At 61.3% G+C, this 22,794-nt stretch carries 21 protein-coding genes; 11 read left to right on the top strand and 10 right to left on the bottom strand.

The genetic code is table 11. The annotated features are described in order from the left end of the window. The first annotated feature begins 42 nt into the window (after window positions 1–42). The gene (locus tag AC1DUY_RS11095; protein ID WP_439057658.1) at window positions 43–843 is read left to right on the top strand and encodes an AraC family transcriptional regulator; all 801 of its coding nucleotides are present in this window, start codon (window positions 43–45) and stop codon (window positions 841–843) included. A gap of 6 nt (window positions 844–849) precedes the next feature. Here AC1DUY_RS11095 and AC1DUY_RS11090 read toward each other — a convergent pair whose 3' ends face one another. From AC1DUY_RS11090 to AC1DUY_RS11075, 4 genes are all read right to left on the bottom strand, one after another. Beyond that, entirely contained in the window at window positions 850–1,308 is a 459-nt protein-coding gene (locus tag AC1DUY_RS11090; RefSeq protein ID WP_089267412.1) for a RidA family protein, read from the bottom strand. A gap of 34 nt (window positions 1,309–1,342) precedes the next feature. Then, on the bottom strand, window positions 1,343–3,010 hold the full coding sequence (locus tag AC1DUY_RS11085; protein WP_478114643.1) for an AMP-binding protein: 1,668 nt from the start codon (window positions 3,008–3,010) through the stop codon (window positions 1,343–1,345). Between the two features lie 144 nt (window positions 3,011–3,154). Next, window positions 3,155–3,964 (bottom strand): alpha/beta hydrolase, encoded by an 810-nt coding sequence (locus AC1DUY_RS11080; protein WP_478114254.1) that lies wholly within the window; start codon window positions 3,962–3,964, stop codon window positions 3,155–3,157. Between the two features lie 19 nt (window positions 3,965–3,983). After that, window positions 3,984–4,490 carry a MarR family winged helix-turn-helix transcriptional regulator gene (locus AC1DUY_RS11075; RefSeq protein ID WP_184514565.1) on the bottom strand — a complete coding sequence of 169 codons (507 nt, stop codon included), beginning with the start codon at window positions 4,488–4,490 and terminating at the stop codon, window positions 3,984–3,986. A 339-nt stretch (window positions 4,491–4,829) separates the two neighbouring features. On the opposite strand from AC1DUY_RS11075, the gene AC1DUY_RS11070 reads away from it, so the two are divergent. The 6 genes from AC1DUY_RS11070 to AC1DUY_RS11045 all read left to right on the top strand — a co-directional run bounded on the left by AC1DUY_RS11070 (window position 4,830) and on the right by AC1DUY_RS11045 (window position 9,993). Beyond that, window positions 4,830–6,005, top strand: coding sequence for an ABC transporter substrate-binding protein (locus AC1DUY_RS11070; RefSeq protein ID WP_478114252.1), 1,176 nt, complete (start codon window positions 4,830–4,832; stop codon window positions 6,003–6,005). 102 nt (window positions 6,006–6,107) lie between these two features. Then, window positions 6,108–7,028 (top strand): branched-chain amino acid ABC transporter permease, encoded by a 921-nt coding sequence (locus AC1DUY_RS11065; RefSeq protein WP_089267415.1) that lies wholly within the window; start codon window positions 6,108–6,110, stop codon window positions 7,026–7,028. A 12-nt stretch (window positions 7,029–7,040) separates the two neighbouring features. Continuing rightward, window positions 7,041–8,030 carry a branched-chain amino acid ABC transporter permease gene (locus tag AC1DUY_RS11060; protein WP_478114249.1) on the top strand — a complete coding sequence of 330 codons (990 nt, stop codon included), beginning with the start codon at window positions 7,041–7,043 and terminating at the stop codon, window positions 8,028–8,030. Next, on the top strand, window positions 8,027–8,779 hold the full coding sequence (locus tag AC1DUY_RS11055) for an ABC transporter ATP-binding protein (RefSeq protein ID WP_089267417.1): 753 nt from the start codon (window positions 8,027–8,029) through the stop codon (window positions 8,777–8,779). Before AC1DUY_RS11060 ends, AC1DUY_RS11055 begins: the two co-directional genes overlap by 4 nt. Further along, window positions 8,779–9,477: an ABC transporter ATP-binding protein gene (locus tag AC1DUY_RS11050; RefSeq protein ID WP_478114247.1), complete on the top strand. Its 699-nt coding sequence runs from the start codon at window positions 8,779–8,781 to the stop codon at window positions 9,475–9,477. Before AC1DUY_RS11055 ends, AC1DUY_RS11050 begins: the two co-directional genes overlap by 1 nt. Window positions 9,478–9,537: 60 nt before the next feature. Continuing rightward, the gene (locus AC1DUY_RS11045) at window positions 9,538–9,993 is read left to right on the top strand and encodes a cupin domain-containing protein (RefSeq protein WP_089267419.1); all 456 of its coding nucleotides are present in this window, start codon (window positions 9,538–9,540) and stop codon (window positions 9,991–9,993) included. Window positions 9,994–10,089: 96 nt separating this feature from the next. On the opposite strand, the gene AC1DUY_RS11040 is transcribed toward AC1DUY_RS11045, so the two are convergent. From AC1DUY_RS11040 to AC1DUY_RS11020, 5 genes are all read right to left on the bottom strand, one after another. Then, the gene (locus tag AC1DUY_RS11040) at window positions 10,090–11,340 is read right to left on the bottom strand and encodes a flavin-dependent oxidoreductase (protein WP_478114244.1); all 1,251 of its coding nucleotides are present in this window, start codon (window positions 11,338–11,340) and stop codon (window positions 10,090–10,092) included. A 137-nt stretch (window positions 11,341–11,477) separates the two neighbouring features. Continuing rightward, window positions 11,478–13,829 (bottom strand): bifunctional salicylyl-CoA 5-hydroxylase/oxidoreductase, encoded by a 2,352-nt coding sequence (locus AC1DUY_RS11035; RefSeq protein ID WP_478114242.1) that lies wholly within the window; start codon window positions 13,827–13,829, stop codon window positions 11,478–11,480. Between the two features lie 264 nt (window positions 13,830–14,093). After that, complete coding sequence (locus AC1DUY_RS11030; RefSeq protein ID WP_478114641.1) at window positions 14,094–14,936, bottom strand: enoyl-CoA hydratase family protein; 843 nt, start codon at window positions 14,934–14,936, stop codon at window positions 14,094–14,096. A 53-nt stretch (window positions 14,937–14,989) separates the two neighbouring features. Then, window positions 14,990–15,751 carry an SDR family NAD(P)-dependent oxidoreductase gene (locus AC1DUY_RS11025; protein ID WP_478114240.1) on the bottom strand — a complete coding sequence of 254 codons (762 nt, stop codon included), beginning with the start codon at window positions 15,749–15,751 and terminating at the stop codon, window positions 14,990–14,992. 86 nt (window positions 15,752–15,837) lie between these two features. Beyond that, window positions 15,838–16,866 carry an AraC family transcriptional regulator gene (locus tag AC1DUY_RS11020; RefSeq protein WP_478114238.1) on the bottom strand — a complete coding sequence of 343 codons (1,029 nt, stop codon included), beginning with the start codon at window positions 16,864–16,866 and terminating at the stop codon, window positions 15,838–15,840. A 267-nt stretch (window positions 16,867–17,133) separates the two neighbouring features. Between AC1DUY_RS11020 and AC1DUY_RS11015 the strand changes: the two genes are divergently transcribed. Both AC1DUY_RS11015 and AC1DUY_RS11010 read left to right on the top strand, forming a co-directional pair. After that, window positions 17,134–17,583 carry a cupin domain-containing protein gene (locus tag AC1DUY_RS11015; protein ID WP_315841244.1) on the top strand — a complete coding sequence of 150 codons (450 nt, stop codon included), beginning with the start codon at window positions 17,134–17,136 and terminating at the stop codon, window positions 17,581–17,583. Window positions 17,584–17,699: 116 nt separating this feature from the next. Next, entirely contained in the window at window positions 17,700–19,202 is a 1,503-nt protein-coding gene (locus AC1DUY_RS11010) for a flavin-containing monooxygenase (RefSeq protein ID WP_478114235.1), read from the top strand. A gap of 38 nt (window positions 19,203–19,240) precedes the next feature. Here AC1DUY_RS11010 and AC1DUY_RS11005 read toward each other — a convergent pair whose 3' ends face one another. After that, a complete protein-coding gene (locus tag AC1DUY_RS11005) occupies window positions 19,241–20,413 on the bottom strand; it encodes an acyl-CoA dehydrogenase family protein (RefSeq protein WP_478114233.1) in 1,173 nt (390 codons plus the stop codon). Window positions 20,414–20,686: 273 nt separating this feature from the next. Here AC1DUY_RS11005 and AC1DUY_RS11000 point away from each other — a divergent pair, with 273 nt between their 5' ends. Together AC1DUY_RS11000 and AC1DUY_RS10995 are read left to right on the top strand one after the other, a co-directional pair. After that, window positions 20,687–21,514, top strand: a complete 828-nt coding sequence (locus tag AC1DUY_RS11000; RefSeq protein ID WP_478114231.1) for an alpha/beta fold hydrolase — start codon at window positions 20,687–20,689, stop codon at window positions 21,512–21,514. Beyond that, window positions 21,511–22,794 carry an acyl-CoA dehydrogenase family protein gene (locus tag AC1DUY_RS10995; protein ID WP_478114229.1) on the top strand — a complete coding sequence of 428 codons (1,284 nt, stop codon included), beginning with the start codon at window positions 21,511–21,513 and terminating at the stop codon, window positions 22,792–22,794. The genes AC1DUY_RS11000 and AC1DUY_RS10995 overlap by 4 nt, the downstream gene beginning before the upstream one ends.

The following is a 22,794-nucleotide window of genomic DNA, read 5'->3' as shown; positions in this document are numbered from 1 at the left end:
TGGAATGCCGTTATATGAGCTTGCTCTAACGGGATGTTGCCAATGAATGTCGCAGAACCGCCAATCCTGGACTTATCGGAGCGCCGGCGCTCGGCGACCGACGGTGTCCACATCCTGGCGACGCGCTACCGCAAGGGCATCCGGCTGGACACCCATGCCCATCGCGAGGCGCAACTCGTATTCGCCGCTGCGGGCACTATGCAGGTCACGACTCCAAAGGGCCGCTGGCTGGTGCCACCGGATCGCGCGGTCTGGGTGCCGGCCCACCTGCCCCACGCCATCGACGTTCTGGCCGACATCGAGATGCGCTCGCTGTATTTCAACGTCGATTGGCTGGCGCGGGATCGACGCAATGGCGATCTCGCAGCGGAGTTCGTGGTTCGCGTGTCGCGCCTGTTACACGAGTCGATCCTGGCACTATTCGACGGGCGCGATGACGTCACGCGCAATCAGCTGTTGATCGAGATTGCCATGCTCGAACTGCATCAGGCTGGCGATCCAGCCACCTTCATGCCGCTGCCGCAAGAGCCGCGCTGCCGACGCGCGGCGGAGATGGTGCTGGCCGATCCGACGCAGACTTACGAGATCGAAACATTGGCGCGCACCGTGGGCACGTCTGCACGTACACTATCGCGGCTTTTTTCGGCAGAGACGCAATTGAGCTTCAAGAGCTGGTGTCAACGCGCCCGGATCGCAGAGGCGATCGAACGACTATCGATGAACCGCAACGTGTCGGTGAAGCAACTCGCTGCCGATCTCGGCTATGCCAGCTTCTCGGCGTTTTCGCACGCGTTCCGGCAAGTGACGGGCAAGAGCCCGACAGAGTTTATCGAGGCAAAGTAGCGCCGCTTAGCGCGGCACCACCGCAGTCGCCTCGATCTCGACGCGCGCAGCGAGTTCAACCAGACGCACGACCTGCACCAGCGCCATTGCCGGATAGTGTGCACCGAAGATCTCGCGATAGGCCTGACCGAGCGCTTTGAGATTGCCGAGATATTCTTCCATATCGACGACATACCAGGTCAGCCGCACGAGATGCTCGGGCTTCGCGCCACCTTCCGCGAGGATGTCGGAAATATTCTGCAGTGCCTGACGCACCTGCGATACAAAATCCGGCTTCAGCTTCTCCTCGGCGTCCCAGCCAATTACACCACCGGTCACGACGATGCGGCCATCTGCCGTCATACCGTTGGCATAGCCTTTGGGCTTCGGCCAGCCACTCGGCTGCAATGCGCGCGAAACGGATGCTGCAACATCGCCCTTTGCGTTTGGCACCACGGTCAATGTCGGGCCCTTTGGTGCATTCACCGGGCAATCCTCCCTGAAAGAAACGTCTTCAAACTTATGCAGCAACGGTCGGTGACGCGCCCGCCGCGGCCTGCTGGCGAAGCGCAAAACGCTTCAGCTTGCCGGTCTCGGTCTTGGGCAGTTGTGTCACGAATTCGATGGCGCGCGGATATTTGTAAGGCGCGATCTCGCGCTTCACGTGGTTCTGCAACTCGGTCGCCAGCGCGTCGCTCGCAGCCTGACCGGCAGCGAGAACGACGTAAGCCTTCACGATCATACCGCGGTCGGCATCGGGGCAACCGACAACGCCGCAATCGACCACGGCTTCATGGGTGAGCAACGCAGCTTCAACGTCCGGCCCGGCAATATTGTAACCCGCCGACACGATCATGTCGTCAGAACGTGACTGGTACCAGAAGTAACCGTCCTCATCCATCAGGAACGTATCGCCGGTGATGTTCCAGCCGTTTTGCACGAATTTGAGCTGACGCGGATCAGCGAGATACTTGCAGCCCGTCGGGCCCTTCACGGCGAGACGGCCTAGCGTGCCGGGTGCCACTTCGTTGCCTTCGTCGTCGATAATCTTGGCCACATAGCCGGGCACCGGCTTACCCGTGGAGCCCGGACGGATTTCTTCCTCAATGGCGCAGATGAAGATGTGCAGCATTTCGGTGCCGCCGATGCCATCCATCAGCTTGATGCCGGTCGCCTTCAGCCATGCATCATAGGTGCCCTTCGGCAACGTCTCGCCGGCGGAGACGCATTTGCGCAGCGTCGAGAGATCGTACTGATCAATCTTGCCGAGGATCGCGCGATAGGCGGTCGGCGCGGTGAAGCACACCGTCACCTTGTGCTTGGCAACGGCCACAGGCAGCTCGTCGGGACCAGCCTTCTCAAGCACCACGAAGGACGCGCCAATATGCAGCGGGAACAGTACGCCACCGAAACCGAACGTGAAGGCCAGCGGCGCCGAACCGATGAAGCGATCTTCCGGGCTAGCGCGTAGCACATTGCGCGCAAAGCCGTCGCACACCGCAAGCATGTCGCGGTGGAAATGCATGGTGCCCTTCGGGTCGCCCGTCGTGCCCGACGTGAAGGCGATCAGGCAGATATCATCCGAAGCCGTATCGACAGCGGTGAATTCCGGGCTCGCCTCGGCGATCATCTTGTCGAGTTCGGCTTCGCCGGTGCCCCAATAGACAACGCGCTTGAGTTCGGGCGAAACCGCCTTAGCCTTTTCCATCTCGTCGGACAGCTTGCTGTCGCATAACGCCAGCGAGATCTTCGCCTTCTGCAGCGGATAGGACAGTTCCTTGGCGCGCAGCAGCGGCATGGTCGACACGCAGACGCCGCCGGCCTTGATGATGGCGAGATAGGTCGCAACCATCATCGGATTATTGGCCGAGCGCAGCAGCACGCGGCCACCGGTGACAAGGCCGAGCTTGTTGACCAGCACGTTGCTGATCTTGTTCACGAGCTCATACAGCTCGCGATAGGTATAGCTCTCGTTCAGCCCGATCATGCACGGCGCATCGCCGCGCCCTTCAGCAACCCAGCGATCGAGAAACGGCACCACGCAATTGATGCGCGGCGGATAATGAAATTCCGGCCGGGTGAACAGAAACTCCGGTAGCTGTTCCGGCGGGGGCATATTGTCCCGCGCAAACGTATCAACATGCGCCGTATAAGGCTTTGTCAGCTGAGTATCAGCGGCCATTGCAATGCTCCCGTCACGTCAGATGCCCGGCAACGTCATCCAAATATCATTTTAGACTTAAAACAGTTTTCCGCAACTGCGGAGTCTTGGGGCACGCCGAAATTTTCGGCTGACAACGTCGATTTGCGCGGATTGTTTAGGCAAGTCAGCCTAAAGCGTGGCCAGCGCCTTCAGCCGCAGCACCATGGCGGACTGCGGATCGGCCAGTGGCGCGACGGCGGTAAAATGATTTGCGCCGGGAAGCGCCTCGAAGCGCGCGGGAATATGGGCACCCCAGGCATCGACAATGCTTTGGCTCTGCCGCAAATACTCGACGCCCTCGTCGCCGCCAACCACGGCATCGAGAGATCCGTGCGACGGCGCCGGCCAGTAAAGCGGACTGACTTCACGGGCGCCGACATCGTTTAAATGCAACGCATTGTTGATGGACGTCGGCACCAGAGGTGCCAGATCGAACAGCCCGGAGATCGCATAGGCGCCGACAATCAGGTCCCGCGGCAGCGCGGAATCGAACGCGCGCCAGTCCGTCGCCAGCATGCAGGCCGCGAGATGACCGCCCGCCGAATGGCCCGACACGACGAGCCGCCTGCCGAGCTTCGCCAGCTCGCGGGTCGCCGCACGCATCTGCGCGATGATATCACCGACCGAGACGTTCGGACACAAATCGTAGCTGGGGATCGCCACGCTGATGCCATGGCTGTTCAGCCCGCGCGCCAGATGGCTGAAGAACGAGGCATCCAGCGCCTGCCAGTAGCCACCGTGAATGAAGACGACAATCGGACCTTTGTCGCCAGCGGGAAAGTAGTCGATCCTGTGCCGTGCGCCTAGACCATATGGGATGGCCCGTATCGGCACGCCGCTATCGCGATAGGCCTTGGCATCCTGCGCCCAGCCGGCGATCAGCGCGGAGCTTTCCGGGACTTTTGCACGATTGTTGTATTCAGCTTCGAGATCGATCACTGCGCACACCGCGTCGCGTTTACGGCGCTTTGCCGTTTGCTGCCTTTTGCGCCGCCTTCTGCGCAGAAGCCTTGGTCTTGGCGAGTAACCGCATCAGTTCGCGGACATCCTTCGGCGCCAGATCCGTGAAGATTTCGGCGATCCAGGTCTCATGCTCTTCGGCCATCTTGCGGAACTCGGCGCGGCCGAGTTTGGTGAGCCGGATCACCTGCACCCGACGATCGGTGTCGGAGGTGCGGCGATCGACGTGGCCGGATTCCACAAGACGCTCGACCAAGCCGGTCACGTTGCCGTTCGACACCATCATCCGCTTCGAGACATCCGACAGGGTCATACCGTCGGGCACTTTGTCGAGCTGAGCCATCAGATCGAAGCGTGGGAGCGTAACATCGAAGCGCTCGCGCAAGCGGCTGCGGACTTCGCCCTCGATCAAGGTCGTACAGGTCAAGAGCCGGAGCCACAGGCGCAGCTCATCGCCGTGATCATCGGGAAGTTCGACGGCCTTGGTCTCGGAATCGAGAATCATGATGCAATCTTACCTGCTTGAAGCTCCTGCGGCGGCCGAGAGACCGGCAATCCACAATCTCGTACCGCCCCATACCGATCCTTTGACCTTCAAGGAATTTCCGTCCGACCGCAAGCCAAAACGCCGCAGCCTTGACCGCCGTCGATTTTGAATATTTCTTTAAGGTTCAAATAAATTGGCCTACGGTTTGCATAGCGTATTCGGCTGATTTCTGACGCCTGGAAGTCATTTACATTGCTTGCGGCTGCGCCCGTCGTGAGCATAATCTAGGCAAAAGAACAGAATTCTGGGTTGGCACGTTTTTCGGCTGCCTGTCGCGGCCGAGTGGAGGAGAAGTTAATGAAGCAGTCTTTCAAACTGGCCGGTTTGGCCGCCCTGATGATGAGCGTTTCGGCCATCCCGGCCATGGCGCAGGAAAAGATCAAGGTCGGCGTGATCGTGTCGCTGTCGGGCGCCGGTGCCGTGCTCGGCCAGCAGGCCCGCGACGGCTTCAATCTCGCGGTCAAGGATCTCGGCGGTAAGATGGGCGGCAAGGACGTCGAAGTCATCGTCGTCGATGACGAACTCAAGCCGGACGTCGCCGTGACCAAGGTCAAGGGCCTTCTGGAGCGTGACAAGGTCGACTTCGTGGTCGGTCCGATCTTCTCCAACATCCTCGGCGCGATCCACAAGCCGGTCACCGAGAACAAGACCTTCCTGATCTCTCCGAATGCCGGCCCGTCGAGCTACGCGGGCAAGGAGTGCAATCCGTACTTCTATGTGACGTCGTATCAGAACGATCAGATCCACCAGATCCTCGGTAACGTCGCCCAGAAGCGCGGCTACAAGAAGATCTATCTGATGACCCCGAACTATCAGGCCGGCAAGGACTTCGTCGCCGGCGTGAAGATGGACTTCAAGGGCGAGATTCTCGAAGAGTCTTTCATCCCGCTTGGCACGCTCGACTTCCAGGCCGAGCTCTCCAAGATCGCATCGATGAAGCCTGACGCCGTGCTCACCTTCATGCCGGGCGGTATGGGCGTKAACCTCGTCAAGCAGTACAAGCAGGCCGGCCTGCTCGACCGCATCCCGTTCCTGTCGACCTTTACCGTCGATGAATCGACGCTGCCGGCGCAGCAGGACGCGGCGATCGGCATGTTCGGCGGCTCGAACTGGGCACCGACCCTCGACACTCCGCAGAACAAGAAGTTCGTCGCAGAATACGAGAAAGCTTATAACAGCGTGCCGGCGACCTACGCCTTCCAGTCCTACGACGCGGCCATGCTGATCAACAGCGCCGTCGTTGCCGTGAAGGGCGACCTCTCGGACAAGGCCAAGGTGGCTGCAGCCATGAAGAAGGCCGACTTCCCGTCGATCCGTGGCGGCTTCAAGTTCAGCAACAACGGTTACCCCGTTCAGGACTTCTTCCTGACCAAGGTTGCCAAGCGCGCTGACGGCAAGTTCCAGACCGAGATCGTCGAGAAGGTGTTCTCGAACTACAGCGATCGCTACGCCAAGGACTGCGCTGCGCAGTAATCGTCCTGGCGATCACTCATCACCGGGCCGTTGCCGCGAAGGCGGGACGGCCCGGTGCTTTATCGGCCCGTGTTTATCTCAGTATAGAAACCAAGTTATCTGATGACCCTCACGCTTGCCCTCGTCCAGATCCTGAACGGCTTGCAGTTCGGATTGATCCTGTTCCTGATCGCCGCCGGCCTCACGCTGGTGTTCGGCGTCATGGACTTCATCAATCTTGCGCATGGTGTGCAATACATGGTCGGCGCCTATCTGGTCGCCGCCTTCACCGCCATGACCGGAAGTTTCGTCGCCGGCCTCGCACTGGCGCTACCAGCAGCCCTGATTTTCGGGCTCCTGCTGGAGGTCCTGATCTTTCGACATTTGTATGATCGCGACCATCTCGATCAGGTGCTCGCCACCTTTGGGGTCATCATCTTCCTCAATCAGGCCGTGAAATACATCTGGGGCGCTGCGCCGCTAAATGTTGCAATTCCTGACGCGCTGTCGGGCGCGGTCGAGATCACCGACGGCATGCTCTATCCGGTGTGGCGTCTCGTCATCATCGCCGTCGGTCTTGCTGTCGGCCTCGCGCTCTATCTCGTCGTCAATAAGACCAAGCTTGGTATGCTCGTGCGTGCCGGCGCCAGCAACGCTGCCATGGTCTCCGCGCTGGGCGTCAACATCCGCCTGCTGTTCACCATCGTGTTCGGCGTCGGCGCCATGCTCGCGGGCTTCGCCGGCGCCATGGTTGCACCGATCCTCTCGGTCGAGCCCGGCATGGGCGACAACGTGCTCATTCTTGCTTTCGTGGTGATCGTCATCGGCGGCATCGGCTCGATCCGCGGTGCCTTCATCGCGGCGCTGCTGATCGGTCTCGTCGATACGCTCGGACGTTTCTTCGCGCCCACGCTGCTCAAGCTGCTGCTCGATCCCTCGGCGGCCAGCCAGACCGGCCGCGCCATTGCGCCGATGCTGATCTATATCCTGATGGCTGCGGTGCTGTTCTTCCGGCCATCCGGCCTGTTCCCGTCCAAGCAGTAACGGGAGCAGACCATGAACAATCTCGTCGACCTCGACACCCCCGCTTCGCCTGCCCTCACAACGCCGCTGCGTACCAGCCGCGCCTATGTGCTGCCGCTGATCGTTTTCGCGATCTTCGCCCTTGTGCCGCTCTCGGTGCTGTGGGGATCGCAGAGCTTCATCCTCGCGCTGGTCACGCGCATCATGATCCTGGCGCTCGCCGCCATGTCGCTCGATCTGCTGATCGGCTACGGCGCCATGATCTCATTCGGCCATGCCGCCTATGTCGGCCTCGGCGCCTACAGCGTCGCGATCCTTTCCAGCCACGGAATCACCGACGGCTTCATCCAGCTTGCGGTGGCGCTCGGCGTCTCCCTCCTCTTCGCTCTCTTCACCGGCGCGATCTCGTTGCGGACCAAGGGCGTCTATTTCATCATGATCACGCTGGCTTTCGGCCAGATGCTGTTCTTCCTCGGCACTTCGCTGGCTGCCTATGGCGGCGACGACGGGCTGACGCTGGCCTCGCGCAGCATGTTCTTCGGCTCCAAGTTCCTGAAGAACGACGTGGCGATGTATTATGTCGCCTTCGGCGTGCTGCTCGGCGCTTATCTGCTGCTCCGCGCTATCGTCGCGTCCCGCTTCGGTCGGGTGCTACGCGGCATTCGCGAGAATCCCGTACGCATGGAAGCGATCGGCTTTGCGCCGTATCGCTATCAGCTCACGGCCTACGTCATTGCGGGCATGATCGCCGGCGTGTCCGGGTTTCTGCTCGCCAACCAGACCGAATTCGTCAGCCCGGCCTATACGGCCTGGCAGCGCTCCGGCGACCTGATCTTCGTACTGGTGCTCGGCGGCCTCGGCTCGCTGCATGGCGCAATCATCGGCGCCGCCGTGTTCAGCCTGCTGGCAGATATCCTGTCGCATTACACGGAGAACTGGGCACTGATCTTCGGACCCATCCTCATTCTCGTCGTGCTCTATGCCCGCGGCGGCATTACCGGATTGTTCGGGAGCAAATCATGAGCAGCGCTCCGCTTCAGCTGCAGAACATCTGCAAGAACTACGGCGCCCTGCGTGTCACCGACGACGTGTCGCTGAACATCGAAGCCGGCGAGTTGCACGCCATCATCGGCCCCAACGGTGCCGGCAAGACCACGCTGATCCACCAGATCTCCGGCCACGCGCAATCGGATTCCGGGCGCATCATTTTCGACGGTCAGGACGTGTCGCGGTTGCCGATGGCGGAGCGCGCGCGGATGGGCCTGGTGCGCTCGTTCCAGATCACCTCGATCCTGCCGCGCTTCTCCGCGCTGGAGAATGTCGCCATCGCCGTTCAGGCACGCAGCGGTTCGAGCTTCAGCTTCTTCGGCAATGCGTCGAAGGAGCCAGCGCTGAACGACACCGCCATGGCCCTGCTGTCGCGCTTCGGCCTCGCCGCTCGCGCAGGCGTGCCGGCTGGGCAGATGTCGCATGGCGAGAAACGCCAGCTCGAAATCGCCATTGCGCTGGCTGCAAAGCCAAAACTGCTGCTGCTCGATGAACCGCTCGCCGGCACCAGCCACGATGAATCACAGCGACTGATCAACACGTTGCAGGAACTGCGCAAGGAGCTTCCCATCGTGCTGATCGAACACGATATGGACGCCGTCTTCGCGCTGGCTGACCGGGTCTCGGTCCTGGTTTATGGCCGAATCATCGCGTCCGGTTCGCCGCAGAGCATTCGTGACAATGCGGAAGTGCGCGCCGCCTATCTCGGCGAGGAGGCCGCCTGATGCTCTCAGTCTCAAATCTCCAGGCGGCTTACGGCGCGGCCAAGGTGCTGTTCGATATCTCGCTCACCATCAATGCCGGTGAAGTCGTTACCCTGCTCGGCCGCAACGGCATGGGCAAGACCACCACCATCAACGCCATCATCGGCCTGATTCATCCAACCGGTGGCACCGTCACCTTCGACGACAAGCCGATGGCCGGGTTGCCGTGCTATCGTATCGCTCAGGCCGGTATCGGTCTCGTGCCGGAAGGTCGCCAAATCTTCCCGACGCTGACCGTCGAGGAAAACCTGGTCGCCACCGCCGCCGTGCGGCATCCGCCGGCGCGCTGGACACTGGACAAGATCTACGAGCTGTTTCCGCGCCTCAAAGAGCGTCGCAGCAATCTCGGCACACAGTTGTCGGGCGGCGAGCAGCAGATGCTGGCGGTCGGGCGCGCGCTGATGACCAATCCGAAGCTGCTCATTCTCGATGAGGCCACCGAAGGCCTTGCGCCGCTCATTCGTCTTGAGATCTGGAATTGCCTGAAGAAGCTCAAGGCCGAGCGTCAGTCCATTCTGGTGATCGACAAGAATGTCGATGCGCTGGCCGGCTTCGCCGATCGCCACGTGGTCATCGAAAAGGGCCGTGTCGTGTGGACCGGCACATCCGAGCAGCTCAAGAACGACTCCACCGTGAAGGATCGTTTCCTCCACGTTTGATCAACTGTTTTCGAGTACCACCCGACGCGTCGTAATGCGTGACCCAAGGAAGGACCAACCATGAAAACCGAGATCGCCGGCATCACCCGCGCCAATGAAGGCATGCAGGGCATCACCTGGAACATCCTCGGCCAGACATATGTGCCCAAGAACTGCACCGAGGATTCGTTCTCGTGGCACGCCACCTTCCCGCCCGGCACCTTCGTGCCGCCGCACATCCATCCTGACCAGGATGAGTATCTCTACATCCTCGAAGGCAAGCTCGACTTCTTCCTTGGCGGCTCCGAGACATCGGCCACTCCGGGCGATCTGGTGCGGCTGCAGCGCGGCATTCCGCACGGCATCTTCAACAAATCCGATCAGAACGCGAAGGTGCTGTTCTGGGTTTCGCCGAGCCGCCGGCTCTATGACCTGTTCTGGGCGATCCACAACATGAAAGAACAGAAGCCCGAGGACGTTGTGGCGCTCGCTGCCGAATACAACATCCACTTCCTGCCGCCGCCTCCCGGGGCGTGAGGCGCGGCGCTTTTAGCTTCAGACATCAACGCAAAATGGCCGGGCAAAGAGCCCGGCCATTTTCGTATCAACTTGATCGCGCGTGTAGCGGTTGGATCAGCCGTTCACTACCGCAAGCCCGGGCTGCGCCGCAAAGCCAGCCTTGTGCGCATAACCCTTCACGATAGCTTCGCGCTGGGCGTAGCTCAGGACGTTCTCGACATTGTCGAAGCCATCCGGCGCAATCTGCTCGACGGCATCGATCACGCCCTCCGGGCCACCGCGACGGTTGGAGCGCACGATCTCGGCCGTCATCGGCAGGCGCTTGCGCTCATAGGCCATCAGCGCCTGGCGCGGATGTTCGGCATGGGCCAGCGAGTCAGCCAGCGCGCGCGCATCGAGGATAGCCTGGGAGGCGCCGTTGGAGCCGACCGGATACATCGGATGCGCGGCGTCACCAAGCAGCGTGACGCGGCCGCCTGACCAGTATGGCAGTGGATCGCGGTCGCAGCAGGGATACTCCCAGAATTCCGGCGTCGCCGTGATCAGCGCGGGCACGTCGATATGCGGCACATTGAAACGCGCCACATGCGGCATCAATTCGTCGCGCTTGCCGGGGCGTGACCAGTCCTCGCGGCGCGGCGGCAATGTGCCACCCTCGCCGGTCTTCACCAGCACCGCCCAGTTGGTCAGCCGGTTGCCCGGCGTCTCACCCTCGGCGATCGGATAGACCACAACCTTGGCATGGAGACCACCGGCGACGATCATCGAATTTCCGGTCAGGAAGGCCGGCCAATCGCGCGCACCGCGCCACAGCATCAGGCCATTCCAGACCGGATGTCCTTCATTCGGGAACAGCGTGCTCCGAACCTTGGAGTGGATACCGTCAGCGCCAATCAGGATATCGCCGCGCGCGGTTTCGACATGGTTGTTATTGCGATCGAAGAAATAAGCGGTGACACCACCTTCGTCTTGCGTGAAGTGACCCAGGCGACGACCGGTGTGAATCGCCTCGGCGCCAAGGCGCTCTTCCACCGCACGATGGATCGCACTCTGCAGGCGGCCGCGATGGATCGAGAATTGCGGCACGTCATGGCCGGCGCCGAAGCCGCGCTTCTCGCGCCAGACTTCCTGCCCGTGACGGTTGAGATAATGCAGCTCATCGGTGCGGATCGCCACCGCATCGAGGCGATCGAGCAGACCGAGACCAGCGAGTTCGCGGATCGCGTGTGGCAGCGTGTTGATGCCAACGCCGAGTTCGCGGATTGAGTCAGCCTGTTCGTAGATTTCGCAATTGATGCCCCGCGCCCGCAGCATCAAGGCGGTGGTCAGACCGCCAACGCCGCCGCCCACGATGATTGCTTTCATCAGCTCAACTCCACTCGATACAATGCCGTAGGATAGGTAGAGCCCTTGCGAAACCCATCAACGATACGCGCCGCAGTCATGGGTTTCGCTTCGCTCTACCCATCCTACGTTTGTGATCAATAAACTCGCATGCCCAGTCATTCAGCCGCAAGTGGCTTGGCGGCCTCCGCCCGCATCTCGGCGCGGGTCTTCGGCTTAGCCTTAATTTTCAGGTCTTCGAAATCCTGCTTGTCCCTGACGCTGTTGCGGAAAATCTGATCTTTGCCGGGCATATATTGTGGCGGGCAATAGGCATCCTTTGCACCATACCAGGCGGCCGCCTTGATGGTGAAGGACGGGTCGGTCAGGTGCGGACGACCAAGCGCGACGAGGTCCGCACGGCCGGCGGCCAGGATCGTGTTGACCTGATCCGCTGACGTGATGTTGCCAACGCACATGGTGGCAACACGCGCCTCGTTGCGGACTTGATCCGAGAACGGCGTCTGGAACATGCGGCCGTAGATCGGACGCGACTCCTTGACGGTTTGGCCTGTCGAGATATCGGCGAGATCGACACCGGCTTCGGCGAAGGCGCGGGCGATCTGCACCGCATCGTCGCCGGTGTTGCCGCCTTCGGCCCAATCGGTCGCCGAGATGCGCACCGACATCGGCTTATGCGCCGGCCATGCCGCACGCATGGCCTCGAACACTTCGAGGGGGAAACGCAGCCGGTTCTCAAGGGAGCCGCCATATTCATCGGTGCGCTTGTTGGTGAGCGGCGACAGGAAACTCGCCAGCAGATAGCCGTGCGCCGTATGCATCTCAAGCATGTCGAAGCCACAGCGCTCGCCGCGGATGGCCGCGGCGACGAACTCCGCCTTCACACGATCCATGCTGGCGCGATCGATTTCCGCGGGCACCTGACTGTCCGGATAGTAAGGCAGCGGCGACGCCGAGACGATGTCCCATGCGCCATCGGCGAGCGGACGGTCCATGCCGTCCCACATCAGTTTGGTCGCGCCCTTGCGGCCGGCATGACCGAGCTGCAGGCAGATCTTGGCGGCGGACGTGTTGTGCACGAAATCGACAATACGCTTCCACTGCGCTTCCTGCTCGTCGGTCCACAGACCTGCGCAGCCGGGCGTGATGCGTGCGTCACGGCCAACACAGACCATTTCGGTGAAGACGAGACCGGCGCCGCCGATGGCGCGCGAGCCGTAATGCACCAGATGGAAATCGTTCGGCACGCCCTCTTCCGCTGAATACATGCACATCGGCGAGACGACCGCGCGGTTCGCCAGCACCATATCCCGCATCTTGAACGGCTGGAACATCGGCACTTCCGGCTTATCAATATCGACGTCGAAGCCCTGCGCGCACACCTTCTGCGCAAACGACTTGTCGACTTCCTTGACGAAGTCCGGCGCGCGCAGCGTCAGGTTATCGTAGGTAATCGCCTTGGCGCGGGTCATGACGCCGAAAGCGAACTGCACGGGGTCAAAATCCCAAAAGCGATCCACGTGCTCGAACCAGACTAGCGACACGTCCGCTGAATGCTGGATCTTCTCGACCTCCTCGCGGCGACCGTGTTCGTAGTCGTGCAAACCGGCCTCAACAGTCGGGGCCTTCGCCATTGCATCATGCAGCGCGATAGCATCTTCCATCGCCAGCTTGGTGCCAGAGCCGATGGAGAAATGCGCGGTCGCCTTGGCGTCGCCAAGCAGCACCATGTTGTCCTTGACCCAGCGCTTGTTGCGGATCATCGGAAAATTGCGCCACATCGAGCGGTTGATCAACAGCTTGTGGTCGCCAAGGAAGCCCTTGAAGATATCGTGCATGCGATCAGCGGATTCCTGCTCGCCGAGGCCTTCGAGGCCGGCGCGCTTGAAGGTCTCCGGATCGGTCTCGAAGATCCAGGTCGAGCGGCCAGCCTCATACTGATAGGCGTGCGCAATGAACGGCCCCCACTCGGTTTCCTGGAACAGGAAGGTGAAAGCATCGAGCGGCTTGGTTGAACCCATCCAGGTGAACTTGTTCGAGCGCAAATCTACTTCGGGCGCGAAGTGTTCGATATACTTGTTACGGAAGTGGCTGTTGATGCCATCAGCCAGCACGATCAGATCGGCATCGGCGAAACGTGCTTCGTCGGTGATATCGACTTCGAACAGCAGATGGACACCGAGTTCGCGGGCACGGTCCTGGAGGATCATCAGCAGCGTGCGGCGCGAACAGCCGCAGAAGCCGTTGCCGCCGACGCGGTGGACCGTGCCGCGAAAGTGCACGGCGATATCATCCCAGTAAGCGAATTCCTGGGTGATGCGCTGATAGCTTGGAAGATCGTATTTCTCGAAATTATCGAGGGTGGCGTCGGAAAACACCACGCCGAAGCCGAAGGTGTCGTCGGGACGGTTGCGCTCGTAAACCGTGATCTCTGCCTGCGGCCGCTGCTTCTTCAGCAGGATCGCAGAATAGAGGCCCGCCGGCCCGCCACCGATAATCGCGATCTTCATGACAACCTCCGCAGTCGTGCCTGGATGGAGATATTTTAAACCTAAAACAATTCCTGGCAAGCCTGACAAACCGGCAATTCGCCAGCTTTGATGCACATCAAATTATCAGTCGGCGCGATGCATCTTGAATTTGCTCGCGCCCGCGCGAGGCGACTTGTTGAAACTCTGTCATGGCCGGGCCTGACCCGGCCATCCATCTTACCACCCGCATTGCCGCCAAAGATGGATGCCCGGGTCAAGCCCGGGCATGACGGTGCGTGTGTCTCAATTACCCTCGAACTTCGGCTTCTGCTTGTTCGCGAAGGCATGGAACGCCCGGGCGAAATCCTCCGTGGTCATGCACAGTGCCTGCGCCACCGCCTCGGCTTCGATCGCCTCTTCTACCGACATCGCCCACTCCATCGACAGCATCCGTTTGGTCATGGTGTTGGCATAGGTCGGGCCTTCGGAAATCTGCTTGGCCAGTGTCTGTGCCTGGCTCAGCACCTCTGCCGGCGCAACGATGCGGCTGAAGAAGCCCCAGCGCTCGCCCTCCTCGGCTGTCATAAAGCGGCCGGTATAGAGCAGCTCCGAGGCGCGGGACTGGCCGATGATGCGCGGCAGGATCGCGCAGGCGCCCATATCGCAGCCGGCGAGACCTACCTTGTTGAACAGGAAACCGACCTTAGCGCCGGTCGCCGCCAAACGCATGTCGGAAGCCATCGCCATGATCGCGCCGGCACCAGCGCAGATGCCTTCCACGGCCGCCACGATCGGCTGCGGGCAGGCGCGCATCGCCTTGACCAGATCGCCGGTCATGCGCGTGAAGGCGGTGAGATCCTTGGTATTCATCTCGATCAAGGGCCCGATGATTTCAAACACGTCGCCGCCCGACGAGAAATTGCCGCCGGCACCGGTGACGACCACAACCTTGACGTCATCATCCATCGCACAGGCGCGGAAGAAATCCGTCAGCTCACGGTAGCTCTGAAAGGTCAGCGGATTCTTGCGCTCCGGCCGGTTCAGCGTCACCGTCGCGATGCCGTCGGCCACCGCCAGCAGGAAATGCTCAGGCTTGAACTCGGCCAGCGGCAGCGTGACGGGATTGGCGACCTTGTTCTTGACCATGACTGACATATTGGCTCCCAGAAATTCGTTCGGTTCTTGTTGTTGCGTATCAATCAGACTTCGCCGCCGGCGACGGCAATGCTCTGGCCGGTGATGGAACTGGCGCCGGTGCCGCACAGCCACAGCACCGCGTCGGCGACTTCGCCGGGCGTCACCAGACGGCCCTGCGGATTGTGCTTCGCCAATTCGGCCACAGCTTGTTCGCGCGTGCGGCCGGTCTTGCTCATGATGTTGTCGATGCTGCCTTCGAGCAGATCGGTCTCCGTGAAACCCGGGCACACCGCATTCACGGTGACGCCACTTTTCGCGACTTCCAGCGCCACCGAGCGCACGAGACCAACAACGGCGTGCTTCGCAGCGCTATAGGCGCTCACATAACCATAGCCCTTGAGGCCAGCCGTCGAAGCAACAGCAATGATGCGGCCACTCTTGCGCTTGACCATCTCGGGCAGCACGGCCTGCGCCGCATAGACGACGCCCATGAAATTGACGTCCATCATGCGCTGGAACAGCGCGGCATCTGATTTCACGAAAGGCGCGGATTCTGCCGCACCGGCGTTGGCGACCAGAATATCGATCGGCTGGCGTTTCGCGGCGTCCGCAATCGCAGCATTCAGCGCGGCCTGATCGGACACATCGGCGGCAACAGCATAATGCGCGTCACCGGCTGCCACGACTTCGTTCAGCACTGTGAGATTGCGCCCCATGATGGTCACAGTCGCACCGGCCTGCACCAGCGAGGCCGCAATGGCGCGGCCAATGCCGCGGCCGCCGCCGGTCACCAGAGCGTGGGAGGAGCGAGACAATCCGGACATGCATCACCTTCCGCAGGCTCTCCATGAGCCTGTCCGGATATTATTTTATACTTCAAGCTTTTGCAAGAAACAGCCAGGCCATGCCGCTAGCGGCTGCGGCGGAGCGTATCCGACGGGCTCTCGCCATAGCGGGCGCGGTAGAAGCTGGCCATCCGGCTCGGATGGGTAAAGCCAAGATCGAAGGCCATATCAATGACGCGCTCGCCCGGCTCAGCCCGCAGCAGTCGTGCATTCAAATGGGTCAGCCGGATATCGAGCAGCGCATCGGAAATCGACATGCCGAAATGCTTCTGAAAGCCGAGCTGCAGCGAACGTATCCCGATGCCAGCTGCGCGCGCGAGCCCATCGAGATCGAGCGGCTCGGTGGCATGAGCCTCAAGATAGTCCCGTGCCTTTCTCAGCACTGACGGCAGCGGACCAAGGCGCGCCAAAGAGCGGTCGATAGTGTCAGTGAGCGTATGCCGCTGACCGGTCAGCAGCAGTCCAATCACGGAGTCACGCAGGGTCGCCGCCATCACGGGCGAGATCTGCTGCCCTGGTCCGCGATGCTCCGCGAGATCAGCCAGATACTCGATCTGGGATCGGATCGCGAGACCGAACGGCGTATTGAGGTCGACCTCCGGATCAAACTCGATGACTGCTCCAGATCTCTCCGCCAGCGCCGCCGCGCGCTCCTCGACGAGCCGTCGTTCAACGAGCAGGATCAGCTTGGCGCAATCGTCCTGCCAGACCATCTTTGTCGGCATGGTCGGCGACAGCAAGGAAGCGGAACGCCCTGCTGACACCTCGATCGTCCGGCCGCCGGTATTGATGCGGGCGCCGCCATGCAGCGGTACCTGCAGCAGGAAGAAGCGATCGAGACAGCCGGGATCAATCGACACCGAGCCGCCATAGGAGACGTAGTTCACCGAGAAGCCATCGAACGCCGCGCAATTGTGGAGCGCGTGAAAATCCGGCCAGGAGCGCTGCAAGGGATCCAGCGCATGCGGACAGAAGATGCGCCCGATCGAATCAGCAGCCTCGTCGATATCCGTCGTGAACACGCGAGAGAATGCCGCAAGCCTGGCAGCGCGGGCCGGCTGGGCATTCCCTGATACGGCTGCGTCCAACACCATGGTCCGATCGCCTGCGTTGTTTGAACCCTAGACTATCCATGTCGCATCACGCCGCATAGCCGGCGCCCCGCCGTAAATATTGCCGTGCTGCACAACGAATGCGCAGGCAGTCCGCCGCCAAAGATAGGTGTGCGGCGCAGCGTAGCCGCGCCCTCGCCTGCGCCGGTAATTATTTCGTCGTTTGGATAGCGGATTCGTTCAACGGCTAGAGACAAACCACGAGGTAACGCAGCATCCTTGTAGATTGAAACCCAAGGGAGCAGGACCATGGCGGCACTTGAAAAAGGCATTACCCAGAACGGCACCGGATATGGCGGCACGACCTGGAACATCCTCGGGCAGGTCTATTTCCCGAAGGCCGTGACCGACTCCACCTTTGCCTTCGAGACCAACAGCGATCCCGGCCAGTTCGTGCCGGTGCATATCCATCCGACCCAGGAAGAGTTCATCCTGGTGCAGGAGGGTATTCTCGACCTCAAGCTCGATGGCCAGTGGGTCCGTGCGCATGCCGGCGATCTGGTTCGCCTGCCGCGCGGCATTCCGCATGGCTATTTCAACAAGTCGGACAAACCGGCCCGCGCACTGTTCTGGGTTTCGCCGACACAGAAGCTCGAAGCCCTGTTCAAGCAGTTGCACAATATGAGCGACATCGAAGCCATTGTGCGGGTCTCCGCCGAGCATGAAGTAAACTTCCTGCCGCCGGAAGCCAACGACTAGGCTTCAACAGCCGCCCCCAGCTTTAACGCATCGCGGACGTTGCGCGCAGACACCCGTCTGCGCGCATGAGCCCGCACGTCCGCCATACAGCGCTGCATGCAAACAGGAGACGAGCCATGGTCAAACAGAAGAACGTTTGCGTCATCGGCGCCGGCATTGCCGGCGTTGCCGCCGCCAAGTCCTTCACGGCACGCGGGCACATGGTCACGGTGCTGGAACGCAGCGGCGATCTCGGCGGCGTCTGGGAGCCCGCGCGATCTTATCCGGAGGTCCAGACCCAGAGCCCCAAGGAGCTCTATCGCTTCACCGACAAGCCGATGCCGGCCAGCTATCCGGAATGGCCGAAGGGACCGCAGGTCCATGCCTATCTCACCGACTATGCACGCGACTATAATCTGATCCCGCTGATGCGCTTCAACACGACCGTCGTGAGCATGAAACGCCGCGACGATAACCTGCCCGGCTGGACACTTGAGACACGCGATGCGGCTGGCAACACCGCGCAGGAAACATTCGATTTCGTCGCGGTCTGTACCGGACAATTCAACGAGCGCAAGGAACTGCATCATCCCGGCGAAGACAAGTTCAAGGCCGCCGGCGGCGTGATCCTGCATTCGGCGGAGCACACGGATTCATCCATCGTCAAAGGCAAGAAGGTCGTCGTGCTCGGCGGCTCAAAATCGGCCACTGATATCGCCGTGCATTCGGTCAATGCCGGCGCCAGCGCCGTTACCTTTGTCTATCGCGAGCCGGTCTGGCGCATTCCCTATTTCATAGGCGGCCTGATCAACTTCAAGCGCATCCTCTATATCCGCGCGCAGGAAGAGATGTTTCGGGGCTGGGGCCTGACTGCGCTCTCGCGGCTCAATCACGCCATTGCCAAGCCATTTATCTGGGCCAACTGGCGCGGGCTTGAGGCCATGTTGAAGACCCAGCTCAAGCTGAAGAAATGCGACATGGTGCCAGAAGGACGCATCGAGGACGGCATCAACTGCTCGGTGCCGATCGCCACGCCGAATTTCTTCCCGATGGTTGCCGACGGACGCATCAAGGCGATCCGCGGCACCTTCGATCACTATGACGGCAAGACCATCGTAATGCCAGGCGGCCAGCGCGTCGAAGCTGACGTTGCTGTTCTGGCTATCGGCTTCACACTCGGCGTGCCATTCCTGCCGCAGCAATATCGCGACAAGCTCATCCAGGCTGACGGGCAGTATCGGCTGTATCGCGTCATCGCGAATCCGGATCTGCCAGACATGGGTTTCGTCGGCTTCAATTCCAGCTTCTGCTCGGTATTGACAGCGGAAATGGCCGCCAACTGGCTGGTGCGCTACGCCGACGGCAAGCTGGCGAAGCAGCCGACCGCCGCTCAGATGCATGCGGATATGGACAAGATGCTACATTTCAAACGAGTCGAACGGCCCGCAGCCGGCGTTTATGGCGGACTATGCGTGGCGCCGTATCACTTCAAGCATTTCGACGAACTGCTCGACGACATGGGCGCCGCCAGCAAACGGCGCGGCGCGCTGGTGGAGAAATTCACACCGCCGGACGCCGATGCCTATGCGCGTTTTCTCGCCTCGGCGCCGAAATACAAGGCCGAAGCGACAGCCGCGTGAGGCGTCAGGCGAGCCGTGATCGGCTCGCCTTTTTCCGCTCAATTGGTCTGCGCCGCCTTGATGAGCTCGCGACCGATGATGACCTTCTGGACTTCGGTTGCGCCTTCATAGATGCGCAGCGCGCGGATCTCGCGATAGAGCTCCTCAACCTTGACGCCCGACTGCACGCCGAGACCGCCGAAAATCTGCACAGCACGGTCGATCACTGTCTGTGCCGCTTCGGTCGCGAACATCTTGGCCATGGCGGCTTCGCGTGTGATGCGCGCCGCGCCCTGATCCTTGGTCCAGGCCGAGCGATAGACCAGCAGGGCGGATGCGTCGATGGACGTGGCCATCTCCGCGAGCCCCGCTTGCGTCAGCTGAAGATCGCCCAGCGTATGGCCGAACATTTTCCGCGTTACCGAGCGATGCAGCGCCTCGTCGAGCGCACGTCGTGCGAGGCCGAGCGCGGCTGCGCCGACTGTCGAGCGGAACACATCGAGCGTCGCCATCGCCACTTTGAAGCCCTCGCCGTCCTTGCCGATACGGTTCGCCAGAGGCACGCGGCAATCCTCGAATTTCAACGTGGCCAGCGGATGCGGCGCGATCACGTTGATACGCTCCGAAATGGTGAAGCCAGGTGTACCCGCGTCGACAACGAATGCGCTGATGCCGCGCGCGCCGGCTTCGCCGGTGCGCAGGAACACGACATACTGGTCAGCAATGCCGCCATTCGAAATCCAGGTCTTGAGACCATTGATGCGGACATGATCCGGACCATCAGGCACCGCGTTCGTCGTCATCGCTGCGACGTCCGAGCCTGCATCGGGCTCCGACAATGCGAAAGCTGCAATGGCCTCACCGCTACCGACGCGCGGCAGATAGCGCGACTTCAACGCCTCCGAACCGAACAGGCTGATCGGACCTGTACCCAGGCCTTGCATTGCAAACGCGAAGTCGGCGAGACCAGTCTCATAGGCCAGCGTTTCGCGGATCAGACACAGCGAGCGCACGTCGAAGGTCGGGAACATTCCGCCATGGCTCGCCGGCACTGCCGCGCGCAGCCAGCCGCCATCACCAAGCGCCTTCACCAGACGCTTGCAGGAGCCATCGACGTCGTGATGATCGACCAGACCGGGCAATGTCGCCTTGGCCCAGCGCGACAGACCCGTGGCCAGCTCGCGATGATGGTCCTCGAAAAACGGCCAGGACAAAAATGACTGATCGGACATGGCTTCCTCCCTGGATGCGTCGGCAATCGATATTGTTTTAAACCTAAAGAAATTTTCGACAAGCGCGATTGCGCGCGGCAACACGAGAACGCCTTAGGGTCACAACATGGCAAAGCGACACGGGCTAAATGTCGGGATCCAAAACCTGTTCGGCTATAACCCAACTGCCTTCCGAACAGGCAATCGAGAACCCTTTAAGTCTAAAACTATCGCTTTTCATATATCTCGGACATGCTAGGATCACTCTTGTCCGACAGCACAGGAGGCCTATGCGTGCCAAATTCTGCAGCCCTGACGACGAAGGACGGCCGCTTCGGTTTTGAAGCCAAAGGCTCCCCCGCCGCGACGCCGCTGGTGTTTCTGCACGGGATCGGCGGTGCCGGTCGCGGCTGGCGTAACCAGCTCGAGGCGTTCGGCGACCGCTACTACGCCATCGGCTGGGACATGCCGGGCTATGGCGGTTCGAAGCAACTTGAGACTCCCAGCATCCCAGCCTTCGCCGAGGCGCTGAAGGACTTTCTCGCGCAGATCGGCGCCGTGAAGCCCGTGCTGGTCGGTCATTCCATCGGCGGCATGATCGTGCAGCGACTGATGGTGGACTATCCGCACATCCCCGGCGCTATCGTGCTGGCGCAGACCACTTCCGCCTTCGGCAGCTTCGACGGCGAATGGCAGAAGAATTTCATCGACGCGCGGCTTGGCCCGCTCGACCGCGGCGAGACCATGGTGTCGATGGCGCCGAAGCTGGTCGCCGGCCTGATCGGCGACAATCCCGATTCTGTGGGCATTGCGCTGGCGCAGGACTGCATGGCGTCCGTGAAACCCGACACCTATCGCGCCTCGATGAAGGCGATGATCGGCTTCGATCTCCGCAAGAATATCGCAGACATCAAAATACCGACTTTAGTCCTATCTGGTTCGAAAGACAACAACGCCCCCGCGAAGACAATGGCCAAGATGGCCACACTTGTGCCGGGCGCGACCTATGTCGAACTTGAAGGCGTTGGGCATCTCGCCAGTTTCGAACGCCCGCGCGAATTCAACGAAGTGCTCGCCGACTTCCTCAAAACCAGCCACAACCTTTCGGGGTCATCCTCATGAACAAGCCTGCCAGCAAGCCCGATCTCGACAGCATCGTTCTCGACCAGCCGATGTTCGATCCGAAGGCCTATCGTCTCGATGACGAACAGGCCGGGCTGATCACCAAGGCGCGCGAGCTGGCACAGACCAATTTCGCCGGTCGCGCGGCGAAGTGGGATACCGAGGCCACCTTCCCGCTGGAGAACTACAAGGACCTGCACAAGGCGGGTCTGCTGGGCATCTCGATCCCGAAAGCCAATGGCGGTTCGGGCGCCGGCTATCAGACCTATTCGCTCGCTGCTGCCGAAATCGGCCGCTATTGCGGCGCGACCGCGCTGACCTGGAACATGCACGTCTGCTCGACGCTGTGGTCCGGCCCGCTGGCCGACGATCTCGACATGGATGCCGAGACCCGCGCCGAACAGCACCGCCGCCGCGCCATCCACTACAAGCGCATCGTCGAAGATGGCGCGATCTATTCGCAGCCGTTCTCCGAAGGTGGCGCAGCGGCCGCAGGCGGCGTTGCCTTCGGCACCGAAGCCAGGCCCGTCAAAGGTGGCTGGATTGTCAACGGCAAGAAGATCTTCGCCTCGCTGTCGGGCTTCGCCGATTACTACGGCGTGCTGTGCACCGAGGTCGCTGAGGGCGAGAAGGCTTCGCGCCGCAACACGCTGTATCTGGCGATTTCCGCCAAGTCCGAAGGCGTCTCCGTCGTCGGCGACTGGGATCCGCTCGGCATGCGCGGCACCGTTTCGCGCACGCTGATCTTCAAGGACGTGTTCGTGCCGGAAGATGCAGCGCTGATGCCGCGCGGCGTCTACTTCCAGGCCGCGATGCGCTGGCCGCACATGTTCCTGACGCTGTCGCCGACTTACGTTGGTCTCGCGCAGGCATCGTACGATTTCACCGTGAAGTATCTCCGCGGCGAAATCCTGGGCATGCCGCCAGTCAAGCGCCGGATGTATCCGACCAAGCAGATCGCCGTGGCGCAGATGCAGATCAAGCTCGAACAGCTCAAGTCGACCTGGTTCCAGGCTGTGACCGAAGCCTGCGCCAATCCGTCAAAGGAGCAGGTGCTGCGCGCCTATGCCGCCCAGTACACCGTGATGGAAGGCGCCAACGAACTCGCCGCACTGGCGATCCGCACCTGCGGCGGTCAGGCCATGCTGAAGACGCTGCCGCTGGAGCGCATCTATCGCGACAGCCGCTGCGGTGCGCTGATGCTGCCCTGGACCGCCGAACTCTGCCTCGACCGTATTGGCCGAGAAGCACTATACGAGGCCGGTGAGAAAGACGAGTAA

Source organism: Tardiphaga sp. P4_G1 (genome assembly GCF_056401215.1).
Note: the sequence above shows the minus strand (reverse complement) of the source record. Positions and strands in the feature narration are given on the sequence as shown.